The following is a 21,902-nucleotide window of genomic DNA, read 5'->3' as shown; positions in this document are numbered from 1 at the left end:
CCGAGCCCTTGTCAGTCGGGGATCGGGCCCGAGCCGGTCGTCTCGGTCGGCTCGGCGCTTGTACCCCGGACGTCGACGACGACGACCGTCACGTTGTCCCGGCCACCCGCTTCGACGGCCGCGCGGACGAGGGCGGAGGCGGTGCGGGCCGCACCCGGCACGCTCTCGAGCAGCTCCGCGATGCGCGCCGGCCGCAGCTCCTTCGTGAGCCCGTCGGAGCAGACGAGGAGGCGCTGGCCGGCCCGGAGGGGCACGCGCCAGTAGTCGGGCCGCGCGTCGACGTCGAAGCCCACGGCCCGCGTGATGACGTTGCTGTCGGGGTGGTCCTCGGCGTCCTCGGCCCGGAGGAGTCCGGCGTCGACCATCTCCTGGACGACGGAGTGGTCGACGGTGACCTGCTGCAGCTCGCCTCCCTCGTGGAGGTAGACGCGAGAGTCGCCGACGTTGAAGACCGTGAACTCCGGGACGCCGTCCCGGAGCGACAGGAAGGCGCCCGTGACGGTCGTGCCGACGCCGAGCTCGGTGCCCTCGGCCGCGACGGCGATGTCCTCCGTCGCGCGACGGAGCGCCTCCTCGACGTCCTGGGGTCGGAGCCACTCCCCCGCCGGGATCTCGCCCATGCGACGGACGACCGCGTCGCTCGCCACGTCGCCGGCCGTGTGCCCGCCCATGCCGTCGGCCACGACGAAGAGCGGCGCGGAGGCGAGGTAGCTGTCCTCGTTGTGCGCCCGCCGGAGCCCGACGTCGGTGACCGCCGCCCAGTCGAGCGAGACGGCGCCCTCGCCGGACGTGATCGGGTGGTCGGTGGTCGGCTGGCCGAGCTCTGTCACGAGTGGTGATCTTCCTGGGAGGGGACGCGATGGTGGGACAGGATCTCGAGGAGGACGCCGTCGCCGACGTCCACTATGGTGCCTGCCGAGGCCGTGACGGACTCGCCCTGCCGGAGCGAGACGGGAACGCGGCCCGGAGCGCGGACGGACGTGCCGTTCGTCGACCGGAGGTCGGTCACGACGACGACGTCGCCGACCTGCTCCACCCGGACGTGCGACGACGACACGAGCCCGCCCGGGGACTCCACCGCCACGAGCACGGGCTGCACGCCCGCCACGACGCGCGGCGCCGACGGGCGGCGGCCGACGACGAGCGGAGCCGCGAGCACGTGCTCCGCTCCCGCGACGCGCACGGCCCACGCGGGCCGCGTCCGGCTCGCGGTGCGACCAGCGTCGACGGTCGCCCGACCGATGCCGGCACCGGGCCGCGGACGCAGCACCGTGTCGTCGAGCCCGCCGCGGAGCCCGGCCACCAGCACGGTGTCGTCGGGGCGGGGCGGGCCGTCCTGTCGGCCCTGCTCGGCATCCGTGTGCATGGGCGGGCCTTCCGTCGAGGAACGTGGTCGTGCGGCGAGCAGGTCGACGAGCCGAGCTCCCCCATCTGCCCGTCCGAGGCTATCGGCCGTCGGACCCCGCCGCAGGTGCCGGTCACGTGGCGCCCGTCCCTCCACAGCTCAGCCTCGGCCTTCGTCGTCCCCAGGCGCACCGAGCCTCCTGACGGGCCCGCCCCGGCGCCTCCTACCGTCGCCCCATGACGAGACTGGCCCTGGTCCCGCCCCCTCCGCCGGGGCACGACGAACCCGACGACCCTGTCGGGTTCGTCCGCCTCCGCTCCCCCGTCGGCCGCATCGAGGTCGTCAGCCGCGCCTTCGCCGTCGAGCGCGTGACGGTCGAGCGGGACGGCTCGCTGCCCCACGACGGCGAGCCCGAGCGCGCCGACGCCCTGTTGGAGGCGGCGCGGGTGCAGATCGCCGACTACTTCCTCGGGCAGCGACGGTGGTTCGACCTGCCGCTGCGCCTCACGGGCACGCCGTTCCAGCGCTCCGTCTGGTCGGCGCTGGCCGCCGTCTCCTGGGGAGAGACCACGACGTACGGGCGGCTGGGCGGCACCATCGGCAACCCGCACGCCGGTCGGGCGGTGGGAGGCGCGGTGAGGGCGAATCCGCTGCCCCTGCTGGTGCCCTGCCACCGGGTCCTCGGCCGAACCGGCGGCGTCACGGGCTACAGCGTCGGGGCTGGCCTCGAGACCAAGAAGTGGCTGCTGCGACACGAGGGCATCGTCCACCGGGAGGGACCGCGGCCGCTGTGATCAGGCCGACGTCGACAAGAGGCTCTCCGAGACGAGCTGGGTCTCCCGGCCGGGCTCCAGCCGGACGCCCCGGTCGGCACCCCACGCGACGAGGTCGTCGAGCCCGCGGAGTTCGGGCTGGTCGCGGAGCAACGCCGCGATCAGCAGTCCCTTCGACTTCTTGTTGAAGTGGTTGAGGGCACGTCGGCGGCCCCCGTCGTCAGCGACGACGCGAAGGTAGGTCGACCGAGCCCCGACGACCGGACCGAGCCCGACGTAGCCCTCGGACCTCAGGTCCACCACGAAGGCGTCCACGGACGCGAGGCTCTCCGCCACGGGGCCGCTCCAGGTCGACCGGAGGCTCGCCCCCGGCAGCCTCGAGTCGTGCGAGAGCCGGTACGCCGGGATGAGGTCGGTCGCGCGCAGCGGGCCGAAGAGCGCCGAGTGGATCAGGACGTGCCGCGAGGCCCACCGCCACGAGGCCTCGTCGAGTTCGCCCGCGCGGATCGGGTCGTAGAGCACCCCGGTGTAGCGCTCGAGCGCCCGCATGCTCGGCGAGGTCGCCAGTGCGCGGTTGCGCTCGACCTCCGACGCGAGCCGCGGCCCGATCTTCAGCGCTCGCATCGAGCCCTCGGCGTCCGCCGACATCGTGAGGAGGCGCGAGATCACGTCGCCGCGCACCGCCGCCAGCTCCGGGAACGCCCACGAGGGCAGGTCGAGCCCGGACGCACCGCTGCCCCCGTCGAGCTTGGTCTCGGACGGGGGCAGCAGGAACAGCACGGTGGATCTGGTGAGGACGACGGGTCAGGCGAGCTGGGCGTTGCGGGCCACGACGGTGACCGTGTCGTTCTCGACGGAGAGGAACCCGTCGTCCGCCGTCGCCTCGACGGTCGAACCGTCGCTGAGGCGGACGCGGACCTGGCCCGAGGCCAGGATCGCGAGGATGGGCTCGTGACCGGGGAGGATCCCGATCTCACCCTCGGCGGTGCGGGCGACGATCGACGACGCCTCGCCCGACCAGACTTCCTGGTCGGCCGAGACGACGCTCACGGTGAGAGCAGCCACGATCAGCCGTTCTCCTTCTGGATCTGAGCCCACTTCTCCTCGACGTCGGAGATGGACCCGACGTTGAAGAAGGCCTGCGTCGCGACGTGGTCGAACTCGCCGTCGGCGATCGCCGTGAACGACTCGATGGTGTCCTTCAGCGGGACGGTCGAGCCCTCGACACCGGTGAACTTCTTCGCCATGTAGGTGTTCTGCGAGAGGAACTGCTGGATGCGGCGAGCACGGGAGACCGTGATCTTGTCCTCCTCCGACAGCTCGTCGACGCCGAGGATGGCGATGATCTCCTGCAGTTCTTTGTTCTTCTGCAGGATCGCCTTGACGCGGATCGCCGTGTTGTAGTGCGCCTCGCCCAGGTAACGGGGATCGAGGATGCGGCTCGTCGAGGTCAGCGGGTCGATCGCGGGGTAGAGGCCCTGCGACGCGATCTCGCGGGACAGCTCCGTCGTCGCGTCGAGGTGGGCGAAGGTCGTGGCCGGCGCCGGGTCGGTGTAGTCGTCGGCGGGGACGTAGATCGCCTGCAGCGAGGTGATCGAGTGTCCGCGCGTGGACGTGATGCGCTCCTGGAGGACGCCCATCTCGTCGGCGAGGTTCGGCTGGTAACCCACGGCCGACGGCATGCGGCCGAGCAGCGTGGAGACCTCGGAACCGGCCTGCGTGAAGCGGAAGATGTTGTCGATGAAGAGCAGGACGTCCTGCTTCTGCACGTCACGGAAGTACTCCGCCATCGTCAGCGCCGACAGGGCCACGCGGAGGCGCGTCCCCGGCGGCTCGTCCATCTGGCCGAAGACGAGGGCGGTCTTGTCGAACACGCCCGCCTCGTCCATCTCGGCGATGAGGTCGTTGCCCTCGCGGGTGCGCTCGCCGACACCGGCGAACACCGACACACCACCGTGGTCCTGCGCGACGCGCTGGATCATCTCCTGGATGAGGACCGTCTTGCCGACGCCCGCACCGCCGAAGAGGCCGATCTTGCCGCCCTGCACGTAGGGGGTGAGGAGGTCGATCGACTTGATGCCGGTCTCGAAGAGCTGCGTCTTCGACTCCAGCTGGTCGAAGGCCGGGGGCTTGCGGTGGATCGGCCAGCGCTCGGTGATCTCCACCGTCTCGCCGCCCTCGAGGTTGAGGATCTCGCCCGTGACGGAGAAGACCTTGCCCTTGGTGACGTCACCGACCGGGACCGAGATGGGCGCACCGGTGTCGGTGACCTCCTGGCCGCGGACCAGGCCGTCGGTCGGCTTGAGCGCGATGGCCCGGACGAGGTCGTCGCCCAGGTGCTGCGCGACCTCGAGCGTCAGCTCGCTGGTCGTCTCGCCGATCGTGATCGTCGTGTGCAGGGCGTTGTACACGCCGGGGATGGCGTCGTGCGGGAACTCGATGTCGACGACGGGGCCCGTGACCCGGGCGACTCGCCCGACGCCGGGAGCCGACTCGGTCGCGACCGGCGCGGTTGCGGTGTCAGTCATGGCTTCTCTCTCTTCGGATGGTGATGCTGATGAGCAGATCTACTTGGCCGAGCTCAGGGCGTCGGCGCCGCCCACGATCTCGGAGATCTGCTGAGTGATCTCGGCCTGCCGGGCGTTGTTCGCCAGGCGGGTGAAGTCGCGGATGAGGGTGTCGGCGTTGTCGCTCGCCGCCTTCATCGCCTTCTGGCGAGCCGCGTGCTCGGACGCGGCCGACTGCAGCATCGCGTTGAAGATGCGGCTCTCGATGTAGACGGGCAGCAGCGCGTCCAGCACCTCGGTCGGGTCGGGCTCGAAGTCGTACAGCGGGAGCACCTCGTCGTCCGCGGGCTCCTCGATGCCCTCGACCACCTCGAGGGGCAGCAGGCGCACCACCTCGGGCACCTGGCTGACCATGTTGACGAATCGGTTGTAGACGATGTGGATCTCGTCCACGCCGCCCTCGGCCGCGGTCGTGAGGAACTTGCCGACGACGGCGTCGCCGATCTCCTTCGCGGTGCCGAACTCGGGCTGGTCGGTGTTGCCCGTCCAGATCTGCTCCGAGTCGCGTTTGCGGAAGGCGAAGTAGTTCTGCGCCTTGCGTCCCACGAGGTAGTAGACGACGTCCTTGCCCTGGTCACGGAGCAGCTGCGACAGCTGCTCCGCCTCCTTCAGCGTGTTCGAGCTGAAGGCGCCGTTGAGGCCGCGGTCGGACGTGAAGACCACGACCGCCGCCCGCTCGATGGTCGCCGGCTCGGTGGTGAGGATGTGGTCGACGTCCGAGAACGTCGCCACGGCCGACACCGCCCGCGTGATGGCACGCGAGTACGGCCCCGAGGCCTTCATCCGCGCCTGCGCCTTCTGGATGCGCGAGGCAGAGATGAGCTCCATGGCGCGGGTGACCTTCTTGGTCGTCTGCGCGGAGCGGATCCTCTGTCGGTAGACCCGTAGTTGGGCTCCCATGACTCTCCTGTTGTCTCGTCAGTCGTGATCGTCGGGCAGGCGCGTCAGCGCTTGGCCTTGACGATCTTCTCCTGGTTGACGTCGTCGGCGTCGGTGGCCCGGAACTCCTCGCGGCCGACGGAGGCCAGCGGCTTGCCCTCGCCCGTCTGGAACTCCTGCTTGAACGAGTCGACCGCGGCGTCGAGCGCCGAGACGATCTCGTCGGAGAGCACGTTCTTCTCCCGCAGGTCGGACAGCACGGAGGTGTTGCGGGCCAGGTAGTCGAGCAGCTCGCGCTCGAAGCGGAGGATGTCCGAGACCGGGACCTCGTCGAGCTTGCCGTTGGTGCCGGCCCAGATCGAGACGACCTGGTCCTCGACCGGGTAGGGCGAGTACTGCGGCTGCTTCAGGAGCTCGGTGAGGCGGGCGCCACGGGCGAGCTGACGACGGCTGGCCGCGTCGAGGTCGGACGCGAACATCGCGAAGGCCTCGAGCGAGCGGTACTGCGCCAGCTCGAGCTTGAGCGTGCCGGAGACCTTCTTGATCGACTTCACCTGGGCGTCGCCGCCGACGCGCGACACCGAGATGCCGACGTCGACCGCCGGACGCTGGTTGGCGTTGAAGAGGTCGGACTGGAGGAAGATCTGGCCGTCGGTGATCGAGATCACGTTCGTGGGGATGTAGGCCGACACGTCGTTGGCCTTGGTCTCGATGATGGGCAGGCCCGTCATCGAGCCGGCGCCCAGCTCGTCGGACAGCTTGGCGCAACGCTCGAGCAGGCGCGAGTGCAGGTAGAACACGTCGCCGGGGTACGCCTCGCGGCCCGGCGGGCGGCGCAGGAGGAGCGAGACGGCGCGGTAGGCCTCGGCCTGCTTCGACAGGTCGTCGAAGATGATGAGGACGTGCTTGCCGCTGTACATCCAGTGCTGACCGATGGCCGAGCCGGTGTAGGGCGCGAGGTACTTGAAGCCGGCGGGGTCGGAGGCCGGGGCGGCGACGATCGTCGTGTACTCGAGCGCACCGGCGTCTTCCAGGGCACCCTTGACGGACGCGATCGTCGAGCCCTTCTGGCCGATGGCGACGTAGATGCAGCGGACCTGTTTGGTCTCGTCGCCGGACTCCCAGTTGGCCTTCTGGTTGATGATCGTGTCGATCGCGATCGCGGTCTTGCCGGTCTGGCGGTCGCCGATGATGAGCTGTCGCTGACCACGGCCGACCGGGATCATGGCGTCGATCGCCTTGATGCCCGTCTGCATGGGCTCGTGCACCGACTTGCGCTGCATGACGCCGGGAGCCTGGAGCTCGAGGGCACGACGACCCTCCGTCGCGATCTCGCCGAGGCCGTCGATGGGGGCGCCGAGCGGGTCGACCACTCGGCCGAGGTAGCCGTCGCCGACGGGGACGGAGAGGACCTCGCCGGTGCGGGTGACCTCCATGCCCTCCTCGATGCCGGAGAACTCGCCGAGCACGATGGCGCCGATCTCGTCCTCGTCGAGGTTCTGGGCCAGGCCCTGCGTGCCGTCCGCGAAGCGGATGAGCTCGTTGGCCATGACGCCGGGGAGGCCCTGGACGTGGGCGATGCCGTCGGCGGCGTCGGTGACGTAGCCGACCTCGGTGGTCGAGGCCTTCGAGGGGTCGTACGACGAGACGAAGTCCTTCAGCGCGTCGCGAATCTCATCGGGGCTGATCTTGATGTCTGCCATTGTGATTCCTATTCGTAGCGAGGCTTCGGGAGGCCTCGAGTCTGTGTGTGGGAGCGTGCCTAGCCGGCGAGCTGGAGGCGGAGCAGGCTGAGCTTGGTGGCCACGGTCCCGTCGATGACCTCGTCACCGATCTGCACGCGCAGCCCGCCGATGACGGCGGGGTCGATGACCTGGTTGATGCGGAGGCTACGCCCGAACTGCGCGGCGAGACCCTGCTCGAGGCGGGCCGCGTGCGACTCGTCGAGCGGCTTCGCGACGGTGACCGTCGCGACGAGCTGGTGCGACTGGTCGGCGACGATCTCGGCGGCGCTGCGGAGCAGCTCGCCGATGCGTCGTCCCCGGGGCTGACGCACGAGGTGGGTCGCGATCGCCAGCGTCTGCTCGCTGGCCTTGCCCTCGAGGAGTCGACGGACGAGTCCGGACTTCGCCTCGGGGTCGCTCAGCTTGGTGCCGATGGCGAGCTCGAGCTGGGCGTCGGAGCGGACCGCCGCGTCGAACGCGAAGAGCTCGTTCTCGATGCTGCTGTCGCCCGGGGCGCTGGAGGCGACGACGCGGATGCCGAGCTCCTCCACCCCGGCGAGCAGGTCGCGGTCAGACGACCAGCGGCTGCCCACGACCGACACGAGCAGGGCTCGGGCCGACTCGGAGAACGAGCCGAACAGGCGGTCGAGCAGCTGCTTCTTCACGCTGACCTCGACCGACGGGTCGGCGAAGTAGGCCTGCAGCTGGACGGACCCGCCGATCACGCGACCGGCGTCGAGCAGCTGCTCACCCGTGGCCAGGTCGGCCGAGTCGCCGAGGTCGGCGAGCACCGTCCGCGCCGAGCTGAGGGCCTCTCTGGTCATGGAACCCATCGTCAGTTGCCCGCCTTCGAGTTCTGGTCGGCCTCGAGGTCGGCCAGGAAGCGATCGACGACGGCCGACGCGCGAGCGTCGTCGTTCAGCGACTCGCCGATGACGCCGGAGGCGAGGTCGATCGCCAGCGAGCCGACCTCGGCGCGGAGCGAGGCGACGGCAGCCGCCCGCTCGGCCTCGATCTGCACGTGGGCGTTCGCGGTGACGCGGTCGGCCTCGGCCTGGGCCTGCTGCTTGAGGTCGGCCAGGATCTCGGCACCCTCGGCGCGCGCGGCCTCACGGATGCGTGCTGCCTCGGCGCGGGCGTCGGCCAGCTGCTTCTTGTACTCGTCGAGGGCCTGGGCAGCCTCGGCCTGGGCGGCCTCGGCGTGCTTGATGCCGCCCTCGATGCGCTCGGCGCGCTCGTCGAGGATCTTGCGGAACCTCGGGATCGCGAAGATCCCGAAGAACGCAGCGATGACCACGAAGACGACGAGTGACCAGAGGATGTCGTAACCGGCGGGGAAGAAGACGGCAGCCCCTTCGGGCGCCCCTCCCTCTGCCGCGAGGATCGTCTCGATCATCGGTGTGTCGTCCTAACTGATCAGGAGAAGATGAAGCCGGCGGCGAGGCCGATGAAGCCCAGCAGCTCGGTGAAGGCGATGCCGAGGAACATCGTGACCTGGAGACGGCCGGCGAGCTCGGGCTGGCGGGCCATGGCCTCGACGGTCTTGCCCGCGACGATGCCGATGCCGATGCCGGGGCCGATCGCAGCGAGGCCGTAGCCGACGGTCGCGATGTTGCCGTTGATCTCAGCGAGGATCGTGGTGGTGTCCACTGTGTGTTTCCTTCCGGTTGGGCGATGACCGTCGGTCGACGGTCGTCGTCGTGTTCTTAGTGTTCGTTCGACGCAGCCTGTTGGATGTAGACCGAGGCGAGGAGTGTGAAGACGTAGGCCTGCAGCACGGCGACGGCCATCTCGACGATGGTCATCACGAAGCCGCCGATGAGCGTGAGCGCACCGAACGCGACGAATCCGCCGCTCATGCTGAAGAAGAAGAAGTGCGTCGCCGCGAAGCAGAGCACCAGGAGCAGGTGCCCGACCATCATGTTCAGCAGCAGTCGGAGAGCCAACGAGATCGGCCGCACGATGAAGATGTTGATGAACTCGATCGGCGTCAGCAGGATGTACATGTACCAAGGCACACCGGCGGGGAACAGCGCGTTCTTGAAGAACGTCGCACCGCCCACCTCGCGGAAGCCCGCGTAGATGAACATCACGTAGGCGACGACGCCGAGCAGCAGGGGCATCGCCACGACCGAGGTGCCGGCGATGTTGAGGCCCGGCACGATGCCGGTGATGTTCATGGCGAAGATGCCGAAGAACATCGCCGCCAAGAGCGGCAGGTACTTGCGACCGAGCTTCTCGCCGAGGATCTCCTCGACGATCTGGATGCGGACGAAATCGAGGCCCAGCTCGGCGATGCTCTGGCCGCGGGAGGGCACGAGGCGCCCCTTGCGGAGAGCCAGCCAGAACAGCAGCAGCATGACGGCGATCGCGAAGAGTCGGACCAGCATGATGCGGTTCAGCTCGAAGGGCGTGCCTTCGAAGAAGATGGCGGAAGGGAAGAACTCGTCAAGAGTCGGGGCGTGGAATCCCCCGTCTCCGTGGCCGGCATCGGCAGCGGAGAGCAGGTTCACAGCGTTCGCTATCAGCGCTATCTCCTGTGTCGGGGCGAACACCCTGAAGTGTCGCGACGATTGGTGGGGTTGTCATCCGTGAACGCAGAGAATCGCGGCCGGGGAACGGGGATGACTCTATCAAGTGAATGAGCGTCACGACGAATCGGCAGGACACATTTCACGGCCTGCACGCAATGCCGGCGACCTCGGGGACCGGATGGGGAGGGGCGAGTCGTCCCGCGCCTCCTGACGGGGGCCTCAGTCGACCGGAGCGGGGGGCAGCACGGCGTCGCTGACGTGCGCGAGACGGCCCCGCACGACGACCAGCGCGTCGATCACCAGCGTGCCGACGATCGACACGACCAGGGCGAGGAAGAGCACGACGTCGTCGACGAACGGCTGGTCGCGAACGAGGACGAGCAGCACGATGAAGATGACGAGCTTGAGCAGCCACGCCCCCATCACGATGCCGAAGAATCCCGCCAGCCGGAAGCGGATGGCGACGAGCATGCTCGCGGCGGTGATGCCCGCGAAGAGGACGGCGAGGCCGACGCCGACGAGGGCGCTCCACAGGCCGTCGGTGCCGGCGGCGAGGTAGCCGAGGCCTCCCCCGACGACGGCGATGGCGAGGGCCAGGAGGCCGGTGTACGTCAGGATCTTGAGGAAGATCGAGCGGGCGTTCATCGGTGTCAGGCTTCTTTCGGTGGGGCGAGCTCGGGCACCACGGCCGTGCTGGCCGTGTCGGTGTCGCGGGGGTCGAGGGCGTCGGCGGCGTGGTCGAGGGGGTCGAAGCGGTCGCTCGCGGACTCGGCCAGGTCGTCGGGGCGGGTGGCCTGGACGGCGATCTCCACCTTCTTGCGGCGGCTGAGCGGCGCGAGGGTGAGGGCGGCGCAGGCCACGAGGCCGACCCCGAGGAAGACGACCACGAGGTAGGAGGGCTTGACGAACAGGAACATGAGGCAGCCGACCGACACGACGAGGGTCCAGGCGTAGAAGATCAGCACGGCCTGGAAGTGCGAGTGCCCCATGTCGAGCAGGCGGTGGTGGAGGTGCTTGCGGTCGGCCGTGAAGGGCGACTTGCCGGCGCTCACCCGGCGGACGACCGCGAGCCCGAAGTCGAGGAGGGGCACGATCAGCACCGCGAACGGCAGCAGGATCGGGATGAAGGCCGGCAGGAGCGCCGTGCGGGAGATGGTCGCCGGGTCGATCTGCCCCGTCACGGAGATCGCGCTGGTGGCCATGAGGAGGCCGGTCAGCAGGGCCCCGGCGTCGCCCATGAACAGGCGGGCCGGGTGCCAGTTCAGCGGCAGGAAGCCGAGGCACGCCCCGATCAGCACCGCGGTGAGCAGGGCGGCGAGGTTGAAGTACTCGGTCTGACCGATGGTCAGCGAGATGACGAAGCTGTAGACGAAGAAGACGCCGTTGGCGATGATCGTCACGCCCGCCACCAGGCCGTCGAGGCCGTCGATGAAGTTGACCGCGTTCATGACGAGCACGACCGCCAGGATGGTGAGGATGAGCGACATGAACGGCGAGCCGATCGCCAGGCTGCTGCCGATCGGGAGCGACACCAGCTGGACGCCCTGCCACGCCAGCACGCCGGCTGCGATGATCTGACCCGCCAGCTTGGTCATCCAGTCGAGGTCGTACAGGTCGTCGACGACGCCGATGACGACGATGATGGTCGCCGCGCCCAGGATGGCCAGCGGGGGCCCGGCGTCGGCGAACACGAGCCGGAAGTAGTCGACGCCCGAGATGAGCGGGAAGACGAACCACGCCGAGAGCAGGGCGACGACGACCCCCGCCCACATCGCCACTCCCCCGAGCCGTGGAGTCGGACGCACGTGGACGTCGCGCTCGCGGATCGTCGGGTACAGCCGGAAGCGCAGTCCGACCCGCCACACGACGAGGGAGAACGCGAAGCTGACGACGGCCGAGATGGCCAGCGCCAGCAGGTAGTACCTCACGCGACGGCGTCGCCGCCGACGACGCGCACGATCTCGGAGTCGGCGAGGACGCCGTGCCGGACGATGCGGAGCACGCCCTCGTCCGCCCCCGTCGCGTCGACGATCGTCGACCCGGTGTTGGCCCCGGGGCGGCGCTCGTAGCCGCTGCCCACGTCGCCGGCGTCGAGGTAGACGGCGACGTCGTCGCCGAGCATGTCGCGGGCGTCGTCGGCCCTCTCGGCGGCGGGCCGTCCGGTGAGGTTGGCGCTGGACACCGCCAGCGGCCCCGTCTCTTCGAGGAGCTCGAGGGCCATCGGGTGGCTCGGCACGCGGAGGGCGACCGTGCCGCGGGTCTCGCCGAGGTCCCAGCTGAGGCCCGGCTGCGCGCGGAAGATCACGGTGAGGGGCCCGGGCCAGAACTCGTCGAGCAGCGGCCGGACGAGGTCGGGCACCGTCTCGGTGAGGGCTGCGAGCGTGTCGAGCCCCTTGATGAGCACCGGCGGCGGGGACTGGCGCCCGCGCCCCTTGGCGTCGAGCAGGCGCTGGACGGCCGTCGCGTCGAAGGCGTCGGCGGCGACGCCGTACACGGTGTCGGTCGGCATGACGACCAGCTCGCCGCGCCCGATCGCCATGCGCGCGGTGCGCATGCCGGTGAGCAGCTCGGAGGCGACGGAGAGGTCGAAGAATGAGGCCATGACGAGACGATGATAGTGCGGTCGACCTGGTGACCGGGTCAGCGCACCGCGGTCGTCGACCGGTCGCGACCCGTCAGGTCGGCCTGCGTGGCCGGCGCCCGCCAGCCGTCCGCCCGCAGGAGGTCGCGGATCGCCGCCCCCTGGAGCTCGCCGTGCTCGATGACGAGCGCGCCCCCGGGGCGCAGCAGGGCTTGGGCCGTGAGCGACAGCGCCCGCACGAGGTCGAGGCCGTCCTCTCCCCCGTAGAGCGCGGTAGCGGGATCGTGCAGACGCACCTCCGGGTCGCGCGGGACCATGCCCACCGGGATGTACGGCGGGTTGCTGACGACGACCGCGACGACGCCCGCGAGCTCCGGCAGCTGCTCCGCCACGGTCGCCATGTCGCCCTGGACGAGCCGCACGTTCGTGGCGGCGACCGCGTCGATGTTGCGCCGGGTCCAGGCGGCGGCATCCGGCGAGACCTCGACCGCGACGACGCGCGAGCGCGGCACCTCGGTCGCCAGGGCGAGGGCGAGGGCGCCGCTGCCGGTGCCGAGGTCGACGGCGATCGGCTCGGCCTCGGGCGCGGCACGCAGGGCGTCGATGGCGAGCTGGGCCACGCCCTCGGTCTCCGGACGGGGAACGAACACCCCGGGGCCCACGTGCAGCTCGAGCGACCGGAACCCGGCCGTGCCCGTGATGTGCTGCAGGGGCTCGCGGGAGGCGCGGCGGACGACGGAGGCGACCAACGCCTCCTTGTGGCCGGGCAGCAGGGCGGAGCCGGTGACGGCACGCGCCCGGACCACGCCGCGGCCCGTGCCGGTCACGTGGGCCAGGAGCAGCTCGGCGTCGACTCCCGGGGTCGGCACGCCGGCCGAGGCCAGCACCGCCGAGGCGACCCGCAGGGCGGCGTCGACCGTGCCGACCTCCGAGAAGGCCGCCTCGACGTCGTCGCTCACGACGCGGCGTCGCCGATCTCGGCGAGGCGCGCCTCTTCGTCGGCCTGGATGCACGACTCGATGACCGGCTCGAGGGCCCCGTCCATCACGGCGTCGAGGTTGTACGCCTTGTAGCCCGTGCGGTGGTCGGCGATGCGGTTCTCGGGGAAGTTGTACGTGCGGATGCGCTCCGACCGATCCATGCCCCGGATCTGGCTCTTCCGCGCGTCGGAGGCGATCGCCGCCTGCTCCTCCTGCTGGCGCGCGAGGATGCGGGCGCGCAGGACGCGCATGCCGGCCTCGCGGTTCTGCAGCTGGCTCTTCTCGTTCTGCATCGCCACGACGATGCCGGTCGGGAGGTGCGTGATGCGCACCGCGGAGTCGGTCGTGTTCACCGACTGGCCGCCGGGACCGCTCGACCGGTACACGTCGATCTTGAGGTCGTTCTGGTTGATGTCGACCTCCTCCGGCTCGTCGACCTCGGGGAAGACGAGCACCCCGGTGGTCGACGTGTGGATGCGGCCCTGCGACTCGGTGGCGGGCACACGCTGGACGCGGTGCACCCCGCCCTCGTACTTGAGGTGGGCCCACACGCCCTGCGCCGGGTCGGTCGCGTTCGACTTGAGGGCGACCTGGACGTTCTTGTAGCCGCCGAGGTCGGAGTCGTCGCTGGCGATCATCTCGCTCTTCCAGCCCTTGGACTCGGCGTAGTGCAGGTACATGCGCAGGAGGTCGGCCGCGAAGAGCGCGCTCTCGGCACCGCCCTCCCCGCCCTTGATCTCCATGATCACGTCGCGTCCGTCGTCGGGGTCGCGCGGGATCAGCAGGCGACGGAGCTTCTCCTGCGCCTCGTCGAGGCCCTGCTCGAGAGCGGGCACCTCCTCGGCGAACGCCGGGTCCTCGGCGGCGAGCTCACGCGCGGCACCGAGGTCGTCGACCGTCTGCTGCCACGCCGAGTGGGCAGCCACGATGCGGCTGAGCTCGGCGTAGCGACGGTTGATCTTCTTGGCCCGGGCCGCGTCCGCGTGGACCGCGGGGTCGCTGAGCTGGGTCTGCAGCTCGTCGTGCTCGGCCAGCAGCACGGCCACCGACTCGAACACGGTCAGTGCTTCTCGTGGCCAGCGTCGTGGCCGTTCGACGGCATCGACTTCTGGATCTGCACGAGGAACTCGACGTTCGACTGCGTCTCCTTCAGGTTGCCGAGGACGATCTCGAGCGCCTTCTGCTGCTCGAGGCCGGCGAGGGCCCGGCGGAGGCGCCAGGTGATCTTGACCTCCTCAGGGCTGAGGAGCATCTCCTCCCGGCGGGTGCCGGACGCGTTGACGTCGACGGCCGGGAAGATCCGCTTGTCGGCGAGGTGACGCGAGAGGCGGAGCTCCATGTTGCCGGTGCCCTTGAACTCCTCGAAGATCACCTCGTCCATCTTCGAGCCGGTCTCGACGAGCGCCGTCGCGAGGATGGTGAGCGAGCCGCCGTTCTCGATGTTGCGCGCCGCGCCGAAGAAGCGCTTCGGCGGGTAGAGGGCGGACGAGTCGACGCCACCCGAGAGCACGCGGCCCGAGGCGGGCGCCGCGAGGTTGTACGCCCGGCCGAGGCGCGTGATCGAGTCGAGCAGCACGACGACGTCGTGGCCCAGCTCGACGAGGCGCTTGGCGCGCTCGATCGCGAGCTCGGCGACCGTGGTGTGGTCTTCCGCGGGGCGGTCGAAGGTCGAGGCGATGACCTCGCCCTTGACGGTGCGCTGCATGTCGGTCACCTCTTCGGGGCGCTCGTCGACGAGCACGACCATGAGGTGGACCTCGGGGTTGTTCTTCGCGATCGAGTTGGCGATCGCCTGGAGGACGAGCGTCTTGCCCGCCTTCGGCGGCGAGACGATGAGGCCGCGCTGGCCCTTGCCGATCGGCGACACGAGGTCGATGATGCGGGTCGACAGCTTCTGCGGCTCGGTCTCGAGGCGCAGGCGCTCCTGCGGGTAGAGGGGCGTCAGCGCGGCGAACTCGACGCGCTTCGCGGCCTCCTCGACGGGCTGGCCGTTGATGGAGTCGATGCGGACGATCGCGTTGTACTTCTGGCGGCCCTGGCCCTGGTCGCCCTCGCGGGGCTGGCGGATGGCGCCGACGACGGCGTCGCCCTTGCGGAGGTGGTACTTCTTCACCTGGCCGAGCGAGACGTAGACGTCGCTGGCGCCGGGCAGGTAGCCCGTCGTGCGGACGAAGGCGTAGTTCTCGAGCACGTCGAGGATGCCCGCGACGGGGATGAGGACGTCGTCCTCGGTGATCTCGGGCTCGAGGTCGTCGCCCTGCGCGCTGCGGCCGCGCTTGCGGTCGCGCTGACGGCCGCGGCCCTGACGGCCGGCGTCGTCGCCCTGCTGGGGGCCGGTGCCGGCGGACTGGTCGCGAGCGACCTCGTCACGCTGCTGGTCGGCCTGGCTCTGCTGGCCCTGCTGGCCGTTCTGCCCCTGCTGGCCGTTCTGCGCCTGCTGACCGTTCTGCGCCTGCTGGCCGTTCTGGCCGTTCTGGTTCTGCTGGCCGTTCTGGCCGCCCTTGCGGTTGCGGCTCCGGCTGCGGCGTCCGCCGCCCTGGCCGTTCTGGTCGCCGTTCTGGTCGGCACCCTGCTCGTCGTCGCCCTGCCCGGACGCGTCGCCCTGCCCGGGGGCCTCGACGACCGCGGGAGGCGCGGTCTCGGCGGGCGCGTCGTCCTGCGCTCGGTCGTCGGCGACCGTCGCGTCGGAGGCGCGGCGCGATCCGCGGCGGCTGCGCGACTGGCGGCCGGTCGCGGCGGGAGCCTCGTCGGCGGCGGGGGCCTGCTCGGCTGCGGGCGCCTGCTCGACCGGGGTCTGCTCGGCGGCCGCGGGGACCTGCTCGGCGACGGCGGGCTCGGCGGCGGCCGCGGGGGTGCCGTCGACGATCGGCGCGGTGCCGGTCTCGCCGGCGTTGACGTGGGCGTCGGCGCCGCGCTGGGCGGGCGCGCCGGCGGCCGACGAGGCACGGCGCGAGCCGCGACGGGCGCGGGTCGCGGGAGCCTGCTCGGCCGGAGCCGCGGCGGGCGCCTCGGTCTCGGCGGGGGCCGTGGCCTCGACCGGCGCGTCGGCGGTGGCCTCGGGAGCCTCCGCCGGCTCGACGTCGAGCGTCGGCTGGGCGGTGGCGGGCGCCTCCTCGGCGATCGGGGCGACCTCGGCCGCAGGAGCGGCGGTGCCCCCGGCGGCCTGGGCCTGCACGGCGGCGATGGCGGCGACGAGGTCGCCCTTGCGGAGCTTGGAGAGTCCGCTGATGCCGAGCGACGAGGCGAGGGCCTGGAGCTGCGGGAGGCGCATGGCGCTGAGTTCGGCGGTGGTGTCCGCGGTGGCGCGGATGTCGACGTCTGACACTGTTGTGGGGTTCCTTCCGCTCCCCCGCGAGAGCCGCGGGGATGAGCTGGTCACACTTCGCTGCCTCTGGCCTGCCGTACGGCGTGGCCCTGCGCCGGGGCGCACTGCGCGGATGCGCAGGATGCTTCGCGGAGGTGTGGCACACGTTCGCCAGAGAGCGAGCGGGTGCTGCTAGATGTGCACTACGGGATGTGCGACTCGGGGTGATCCGGCGACGAAGAGCGTCGTGCGGGTCGTCCACGATGCGGAGGACCTGCTAGAAGCCCCGGTGGTCAGGGTCGTCTACCGAGTGCGGCCCCACTGTAGCACCCCGCAGGTCGACGGCCAGCATCAACGGGCGCCACGTCGAGACGGCGTTCTCGGCGACCAGGTCGGCGGCCAGGAGGCGCTGCGCGGGGTCGCTGCCGAGCACGAGCAACGAGGGCCCGGCACCGGAGACGACGGCCGCGAGGCCGGCCTCGCGGAGCACCCGGATGAGCATGTCGGTCTCGGGCATCGCGCTCGCCCGGTAGCTCTGGTGCAGGCGGTCCTCCGTCGCCGCGAGCAGCAGCTCGGGGCTCTGGATGAGGGCGGCGACGAGCAGGGCCGACCGGGAGACGTTGAACGTGGCGTCCTCATGGGGCACGGACGCCGGCTGGAGGCTGCGCGCCAGCTTGGTCGAGAGGGTCGACTCGGGCACGAACACCACGGGCGACACGCCGCGGTGGACCAGGAGGCGCTTGTGCGACGGGCCGGCGGAGGTCGACCACGCGATCGTCAGGCCGCCGAAGAGGGCGGGCGCGACGTTGTCGGGGTGGCCCTCGAGGCGCGTGGCGAGGGCGAGCAGGTCGCTCGCGGAGAAGTCGACGACGCCCTCGAGGAGGCCCTTCGCCGCCATGAGGCCCGACACGATGGCCGCCGCGGACGACCCGAGGCCGCGGCCGTGCGGGACGACGTTGCGGGCCCGGAGGCGGAGCCCCGGCACGGGCTGCCCGACCGACTCGTAGGCCGCCGTGATCGAGCGGACCACGAGGTTCGTCGCGTCGGTGGGGACCTCGCCGGCACCCACCCCGTCGACGTGCACCTCGACGCCCTCGCCCTGCGTCGCCGTGACGACGAGCTCGTCGTAGTGGGACAGGGCGAGGCCGAGGGTGTCGAACCCGGGGCCGAGGTTGGCCGAGGTGGCCGGCACCTTCACGAGGACCGACCGCACGGCCGGGCCGAGGCTCATGCAGGCGTCGGGACGAGCCCGAGCACCTCGGCGACGCGCGAGGTGTCGCTCGCGACCACGGTCGGCTCGACCTCGGAGCCGTCGGCCTTGCGGAGGGCCCACTGCGGGTCCTTCAGGCCGTGGCCCGTGACGGTCAGCACGACCGTGGCGCCCGCGGGGATCACGCCGGCGTCGGCGCGCTCGAGCAGGCCGGCGACGCTGATCGCGGAGGCCGGCTCGACGAAGACGCCGACCTCGGCCGAGAGGATCTTCTGCGCGGCGAGGATGGCCTCGTCGGTGATGGCGCCGAACCAGCCGTCGGTGAGCTCGCGGGCCTCGAGGGCGAGCTGCCACGAGGCCGGGTTGCCGATGCGGATGGCGCTGGCGATGGTCTCGGGGTGCTTGACGACCTCGCCGCCGACGATGGGCGCCGAGCCGGCGGCCTGGAACCCGAACATGCGTGGCAGGCGGGTCGCGCGACCGGCCTCGAGGTCTTCGCGGTAGCCGCGGGTGTACGCCGTGTAGTTGCCCGCGTTGCCGACGGGCACGATGTGGAAGTCGGGGGCGTCGCCGAGGACGTCCACCACCTCGAAGGCCGCCGTCTTCTGGCCCTCGATGCGGTCGTTGTTGACCGAGTTCACGAGGTGCACGGGGTAGTGCGCCGCCAGGTCGCGGGCGATGTCGAGGCAGTCGTCGAAGTTGCCCTGGATCTGCAGCAGCTGGCCGTCGTGCGCGACGGCCTGGCTCAGCTTGCCCATGGCGATCTTGCCCTCGGGGACGAGCACCGCGGCGGTGATGCCGGCGTGGGCCGCGTAGGCGGCCGCCGAGGCCGACGTGTTGCCCGTGGAGGCGCAGATGACGGCCTTCGCGCCGTGCTCGACCGCCTTGGAGATGGCCATCGTCATGCCGCGGTCCTTGAAGGAGCCGGTCGGGTTCATGCCCTCGTACTTGACGAAGACCTTCGCGCCCGTGCGCGCGGACAGCGCCGGCGCCGGGATGAGGGGCGTGCCGCCCTCGCCGAGGGTGACGACCGGGGTCGCCTCCGTGACGTCGAGACGGTCGGCGTACTCGCGCAGGACACCCTGCCACTGGTGGGCCATCAGGCTCCTTCGACTCTCAGGACGCTCGTGACGGAGTTCACGACCGGGGTGTTGCCGAGGGCGACGACCGTCGCGGCGAGAGCGGACTCGCGCGCACGGTGGGTGCCGATGATCAGGGTAGCGGTCGGCACGGCCGCCTCCGTGCCGTGTGACGCGGCGGGGTCGACGTCGGCGTTCTGCTCGACGCTGTGGACGCTGACGCCGTGCTGGCTGAGCACGCCCGCCACCTCCGCGAGCACGCCCGGCTGGTCGGCGACGTCGAGCGTGACCTGGTAGCGCGTCGTGACGTCGCCGATGGGCAGCACGCGCAGGTCGGCGTGAGTCGACTCGGCGACGCCGGGGCCGCCGATGACGTGCCGACGGGCCGCGGACACGAGGTCGCCGAGGACCGCGGACGCGGTCTCCACGCCCCCGGCGCCGGCGCCGTAGAACATGAGGTCGCCAGCGGCCTCGGCCTCGACGAAGACGGCGTTCTTGGCGCCGTGCACCGCGGCGAGCGGGTGCGACAGGGGCACCAGCGCCGGGTACACGCGGGCCGAGACGCCCTCCACGCCGTCGGCGTCGACGAGACGCTCGCAGATGGCGAGGATCTTGACGACGTAGCCGGCCTTCCGCGCCGCGACGACCTGCTCGTGCGTCACCTCGGTGATGCCCTCCCGGTGGACGGCGGCGAGGGGCACGGTCGTGTGGAAGGCGAGGCTCGCGAGGATGGCCGCCTTCTGCGCCGCGTCGTAGCCGCCGATGTCGGCGGTCGGGTCGGCCTCGGCGTAGCCGAGCTCGGTCGCCGTGGCGAGCGCCGCCTCGAGGGACTCGCCGTCGGTGTCCATCCGGTCGAGGATGAAGTTCGTCGTGCCGTTGACGATGCCCATGATGCGGACGATGCGGTCGCCGGCCAGGCTGTCGCGGAGGGGCCGGATGATCGGGATCGCCCCGGCCACGGCCGCCTCGTAGTAGAGCTGGGCGCCGACCTGCTCGGCCGCCTCGAAGAGCTCGGGCCCGTGGCTGGCGAGCAGCGCCTTGTTGCCCGTCACGACGTCGGCACCCGACTGCAGCGCCAGGAGGACGTACCGGCGCGCGGGCTCGAGGCCGCCCATGAGCTCGACGACGATGTCGGCGCCGAGGATCAGCGACTCGAGGTCGGTCGTGAACAGCTCGCGGGGCAGGTCGACGTCACGCGGCGCGTCGACGTCGCGCACGCCGATGCCCACCAGCTCGAGCCCGGCGCCCGCGCGGCCGGCCAGCTCGTCGCCGTGCTCGAGCAGCAGCCGGGCGACCTGCGAGCCCACGGACCCGGCGCCGAGCAGGGCCACCCTCACGTTGCGGTATTCGATCATGGGTTTCCGTTCTGTGGAGGTGCGCCGTCGTCGGGCACCGAGGTCGTCGGAGAGCGTGGGAGGCGCGGGTCGGTCAGTCGAGGCCGGCGTCGCGAGACAGCAGGTCGGCCTCGGTCTCGCCGCGGACGATGACGCGGGAGGCGCCGTCGCGCACCGCCACGACCGGCGGGCGCCCGACGTGGTTGTAGTTGCTCGACAGGCTGTGGCAGTAGGCACCGGTGGCGGGCACGGCGAGGAGGTCGCCCGGCACGACGTCGGACGGCAGGTAGTCGGCGAGGACGACGACGTCGCCGCTCTCGCAGTGCTTGCCCGCGACCCGCACGAGCGCGGGGCCCGCCGTGGAGGCGCGGTTCGCCAGCGCGACGGAGTAGTCGGCCGCGTAGAGGGCCGTGCGGGCGTTGTCGCTCATGCCCCCGTCGACGCTCACGTAGCGGCGGACCGCGACGGACGGGTCGTCGGCGCCGGACGGGGCGTCGCCGTCGACCGCGACCTTGACGTCCTTGACGGTGCCGACCGTGTACAGCGTCGTGCCGCCGGGCCCGACGACCGTGCGCCCGGGCTCGACCGCGACGACCGGGAGGGGCACCCCGAGCCGCTCGCACTCGGCGGCGACGATGTCGGCCATGGCGGCCGCCAGCTCGTCGAGGGGCCGGGCGTCGTCGGCGCTCGTGTAGGCGATGCCGAAGCCGCCGCCGAGGTTGAGCTCGGGCACGTCGCCGTCGCGGAGCAGCTCGGCGTGCACGGCGAGCAGCCGCCGCGCCGCCTCGGCGAAGCCGTCGGAGCCGAAGATCTGCGAGCCGATGTGCGAGTGCAGCCCGAGGAAGCGGAGCGACGGTCGGGCCCGGATCGCCGCGACGACGTCGGCGGTGTCGGCCAGCGGCACGCCGAACTTCTGGTCTTCGCGCGCCGTGGCGAGGTACTCGTGGGTCGAGGCGTGGACACCCGAGTTCACGCGGACCCGGACCGCCTGGACGCGGCCGTGGTGCTCGGCGGCGTCGGCGACGCGCCCCACCTCGGCGGCGTTGTCGAGGACGACCACCCCGATGCCCGCGGCGACCGTGCGGTCGATCTCGGCGAGCGACTTGTTGTTGCCGTGGAGGCCCATGTCGACCGGGTCGACGCCCGCGGCCCGGGCCACCGCGAACTCGCCGCCGGTGCAGACGTCGACGGCCATGCCGGCCTCGGTCACCCACCGCGCCACCTCGGTCGAGAGGAAGGCCTTGGCGGCGTAGTAGACCTTGGCCGTCGTGCCGACGCGGCCGAACTCGCGCGTGAAGGCGGCGACGGCCCCGGCCGCGCGGGCGCGGACGTCGGCCTCGTCGACCACGTAGAGGGGGCTGCCGTGCTCGGCCACGAGCTGCCCGGCCGTCACGCCGCCGACGACGAGCTCGCCGGACGGCGACCGGCGGGAGGTGCGCGACCAGACGGACGCGTCGAGCTCGTTCAGGTCGTCGGGCTCACGCAGCCAGTCGGGGGCGAGGGGGTTCGGCGACACGGGGACCTCAGAACGTGGGGGGCAGCGGGAACGACACAGAGCCTACCGACAGCCGCCGACGTCGTGACGCTCACGG

Annotated in this window: 22 protein-coding genes; 1 reads left to right on the top strand and 21 read right to left on the bottom strand. The window is 71.4% G+C overall.

Annotated elements, in window-relative coordinates; genetic code table 11:
- Nucleotides 1–11 precede the first annotated feature (11 nt).
- Nucleotides 12–830 (bottom strand): PP2C family serine/threonine-protein phosphatase, encoded by an 819-nt coding sequence (locus EDF38_RS05795; RefSeq protein WP_233572251.1) that lies wholly within the window; start codon nucleotides 828–830, stop codon nucleotides 12–14.
- Nucleotides 827–1,366, bottom strand: coding sequence for an FHA domain-containing protein (locus EDF38_RS05790; RefSeq protein WP_123354380.1), 540 nt, complete (start codon nucleotides 1,364–1,366; stop codon nucleotides 827–829). The genes EDF38_RS05795 and EDF38_RS05790 overlap by 4 nt, the downstream gene beginning before the upstream one ends.
- Before the next feature lie 215 nt (nucleotides 1,367–1,581).
- On the opposite strand from EDF38_RS05790, the gene EDF38_RS05785 reads away from it, so the two are divergent.
- On the top strand, nucleotides 1,582–2,139 hold the full coding sequence (locus EDF38_RS05785) for a methylated-DNA--[protein]-cysteine S-methyltransferase (protein ID WP_123354379.1): 558 nt from the start codon (nucleotides 1,582–1,584) through the stop codon (nucleotides 2,137–2,139).
- Here EDF38_RS05785 and EDF38_RS05780 read toward each other — a convergent pair whose 3' ends face one another.
- From EDF38_RS05780 to lysA, 19 genes are all read right to left on the bottom strand, one after another.
- Nucleotides 2,140–2,898: a YaaA family protein gene (locus EDF38_RS05780; protein WP_123354378.1), complete on the bottom strand. Its 759-nt coding sequence runs from the start codon at nucleotides 2,896–2,898 to the stop codon at nucleotides 2,140–2,142. It abuts the gene before it with no gap.
- Nucleotides 2,899–2,922: 24 nt separating this feature from the next.
- On the bottom strand, nucleotides 2,923–3,183 hold the full coding sequence (locus EDF38_RS05775; RefSeq protein WP_123354377.1) for a F0F1 ATP synthase subunit epsilon: 261 nt from the start codon (nucleotides 3,181–3,183) through the stop codon (nucleotides 2,923–2,925).
- Nucleotides 3,184–3,185: 2 nt separating this feature from the next.
- Entirely contained in the window at nucleotides 3,186–4,646 is a 1,461-nt protein-coding gene (gene atpD / locus EDF38_RS05770; RefSeq protein ID WP_123354376.1) for a F0F1 ATP synthase subunit beta, read from the bottom strand.
- Between the two features lie 39 nt (nucleotides 4,647–4,685).
- Nucleotides 4,686–5,585 carry a F0F1 ATP synthase subunit gamma gene (locus EDF38_RS05765; RefSeq protein ID WP_123354375.1) on the bottom strand — a complete coding sequence of 300 codons (900 nt, stop codon included), beginning with the start codon at nucleotides 5,583–5,585 and terminating at the stop codon, nucleotides 4,686–4,688.
- Between the two features lie 44 nt (nucleotides 5,586–5,629).
- Entirely contained in the window at nucleotides 5,630–7,267 is a 1,638-nt protein-coding gene (gene atpA / locus EDF38_RS05760; protein ID WP_123354374.1) for a F0F1 ATP synthase subunit alpha, read from the bottom strand.
- A 59-nt stretch (nucleotides 7,268–7,326) separates the two neighbouring features.
- Nucleotides 7,327–8,121 carry a F0F1 ATP synthase subunit delta gene (locus tag EDF38_RS05755; RefSeq protein WP_123354373.1) on the bottom strand — a complete coding sequence of 265 codons (795 nt, stop codon included), beginning with the start codon at nucleotides 8,119–8,121 and terminating at the stop codon, nucleotides 7,327–7,329.
- 2 nt (nucleotides 8,122–8,123) lie between these two features.
- On the bottom strand, nucleotides 8,124–8,684 hold the full coding sequence (locus tag EDF38_RS05750; RefSeq protein WP_123354372.1) for a F0F1 ATP synthase subunit B: 561 nt from the start codon (nucleotides 8,682–8,684) through the stop codon (nucleotides 8,124–8,126).
- A 20-nt stretch (nucleotides 8,685–8,704) separates the two neighbouring features.
- A complete protein-coding gene (atpE, locus tag EDF38_RS05745) occupies nucleotides 8,705–8,938 on the bottom strand; it encodes an ATP synthase F0 subunit C (RefSeq protein ID WP_043594505.1) in 234 nt (77 codons plus the stop codon).
- Between the two features lie 56 nt (nucleotides 8,939–8,994).
- Nucleotides 8,995–9,801, bottom strand: coding sequence for a F0F1 ATP synthase subunit A (gene atpB, locus EDF38_RS05740; protein ID WP_123354371.1), 807 nt, complete (start codon nucleotides 9,799–9,801; stop codon nucleotides 8,995–8,997).
- Nucleotides 9,802–10,041: 240 nt separating this feature from the next.
- A complete protein-coding gene (locus EDF38_RS05735) occupies nucleotides 10,042–10,467 on the bottom strand; it encodes a hypothetical protein (RefSeq protein WP_123354370.1) in 426 nt (141 codons plus the stop codon).
- 5 nt (nucleotides 10,468–10,472) lie between these two features.
- Nucleotides 10,473–11,750 carry an MraY family glycosyltransferase gene (locus EDF38_RS05730; RefSeq protein WP_123354369.1) on the bottom strand — a complete coding sequence of 426 codons (1,278 nt, stop codon included), beginning with the start codon at nucleotides 11,748–11,750 and terminating at the stop codon, nucleotides 10,473–10,475.
- Nucleotides 11,747–12,424, bottom strand: coding sequence for an L-threonylcarbamoyladenylate synthase (locus tag EDF38_RS05725; protein WP_123354368.1), 678 nt, complete (start codon nucleotides 12,422–12,424; stop codon nucleotides 11,747–11,749). Before EDF38_RS05725 ends, EDF38_RS05730 begins: the two co-directional genes overlap by 4 nt.
- A 38-nt stretch (nucleotides 12,425–12,462) precedes the next feature.
- Entirely contained in the window at nucleotides 12,463–13,362 is a 900-nt protein-coding gene (prmC, locus tag EDF38_RS05720; protein WP_123354367.1) for a peptide chain release factor N(5)-glutamine methyltransferase, read from the bottom strand.
- Entirely contained in the window at nucleotides 13,359–14,441 is a 1,083-nt protein-coding gene (prfA, locus tag EDF38_RS05715) for a peptide chain release factor 1 (protein ID WP_123354366.1), read from the bottom strand. Before prfA ends, prmC begins: the two co-directional genes overlap by 4 nt.
- A gap of 2 nt (nucleotides 14,442–14,443) precedes the next feature.
- Nucleotides 14,444–16,708 (bottom strand): transcription termination factor Rho, encoded by a 2,265-nt coding sequence (gene rho, locus EDF38_RS05710; protein ID WP_123354365.1) that lies wholly within the window; start codon nucleotides 16,706–16,708, stop codon nucleotides 14,444–14,446.
- A gap of 256 nt (nucleotides 16,709–16,964) precedes the next feature.
- Nucleotides 16,965–17,918 carry a homoserine kinase gene (thrB, locus tag EDF38_RS05705; protein WP_123354364.1) on the bottom strand — a complete coding sequence of 318 codons (954 nt, stop codon included), beginning with the start codon at nucleotides 17,916–17,918 and terminating at the stop codon, nucleotides 16,965–16,967.
- On the bottom strand, nucleotides 17,915–18,997 hold the full coding sequence (thrC, locus tag EDF38_RS05700) for a threonine synthase (RefSeq protein ID WP_123354363.1): 1,083 nt from the start codon (nucleotides 18,995–18,997) through the stop codon (nucleotides 17,915–17,917). The genes thrB and thrC overlap by 4 nt, the downstream gene beginning before the upstream one ends.
- The gene (locus EDF38_RS05695) at nucleotides 18,997–20,331 is read right to left on the bottom strand and encodes a homoserine dehydrogenase (protein ID WP_123354362.1); all 1,335 of its coding nucleotides are present in this window, start codon (nucleotides 20,329–20,331) and stop codon (nucleotides 18,997–18,999) included. The genes thrC and EDF38_RS05695 overlap by 1 nt, the downstream gene beginning before the upstream one ends.
- A gap of 73 nt (nucleotides 20,332–20,404) precedes the next feature.
- A complete protein-coding gene (gene lysA / locus EDF38_RS05690; protein WP_123354361.1) occupies nucleotides 20,405–21,826 on the bottom strand; it encodes a diaminopimelate decarboxylase in 1,422 nt (473 codons plus the stop codon).
- Between the last annotated feature and the right edge of the window lie 76 nt (nucleotides 21,827–21,902).

Source organism: Frigoribacterium sp. PhB160 (genome assembly GCF_003751785.1).
GTDB lineage: Bacteria > Actinomycetota > Actinomycetes > Actinomycetales > Microbacteriaceae > Frigoribacterium.
Note: the sequence above shows the minus strand (reverse complement) of the source record. Positions and strands in the feature narration are given on the sequence as shown.

What these genes read in the sequence shown, in the direction of transcription:
- EDF38_RS05790 (WP_123354380.1), bottom strand. Translation starts at nt 1,366, where the DNA reads ATGCACACGGATGCCGAGCAGGGCCGACAGGACGGCCCGCCCCGCCCC.
- EDF38_RS05785 (WP_123354379.1), top strand. Translation starts at nt 1,582, where the DNA reads ATGACGAGACTGGCCCTGGTCCCGCCCCCTCCGCCGGGGCACGACGAA.
- atpD (WP_123354376.1), bottom strand. Translation starts at nt 4,646, where the DNA reads ATGACTGACACCGCAACCGCGCCGGTCGCGACCGAGTCGGCTCCCGGC.
- EDF38_RS05765 (WP_123354375.1), bottom strand. Translation starts at nt 5,585, where the DNA reads ATGGGAGCCCAACTACGGGTCTACCGACAGAGGATCCGCTCCGCGCAG.
- atpA (WP_123354374.1), bottom strand. Translation starts at nt 7,267, where the DNA reads ATGGCAGACATCAAGATCAGCCCCGATGAGATTCGCGACGCGCTGAAG.
- EDF38_RS05755 (WP_123354373.1), bottom strand. Translation starts at nt 8,121, where the DNA reads ATGGGTTCCATGACCAGAGAGGCCCTCAGCTCGGCGCGGACGGTGCTC.
- EDF38_RS05750 (WP_123354372.1), bottom strand. Translation starts at nt 8,684, where the DNA reads ATGATCGAGACGATCCTCGCGGCAGAGGGAGGGGCGCCCGAAGGGGCT.
- EDF38_RS05735 (WP_123354370.1), bottom strand. Translation starts at nt 10,467, where the DNA reads ATGAACGCCCGCTCGATCTTCCTCAAGATCCTGACGTACACCGGCCTC.
- EDF38_RS05725 (WP_123354368.1), bottom strand. Translation starts at nt 12,424, where the DNA reads ATGGCCTCATTCTTCGACCTCTCCGTCGCCTCCGAGCTGCTCACCGGC.
- thrB (WP_123354364.1), bottom strand. Translation starts at nt 17,918, where the DNA reads ATGAGCCTCGGCCCGGCCGTGCGGTCGGTCCTCGTGAAGGTGCCGGCC.
- thrC (WP_123354363.1), bottom strand. Translation starts at nt 18,997, where the DNA reads ATGGCCCACCAGTGGCAGGGTGTCCTGCGCGAGTACGCCGACCGTCTC.
- EDF38_RS05695 (WP_123354362.1), bottom strand. Translation starts at nt 20,331, where the DNA reads ATGATCGAATACCGCAACGTGAGGGTGGCCCTGCTCGGCGCCGGGTCC.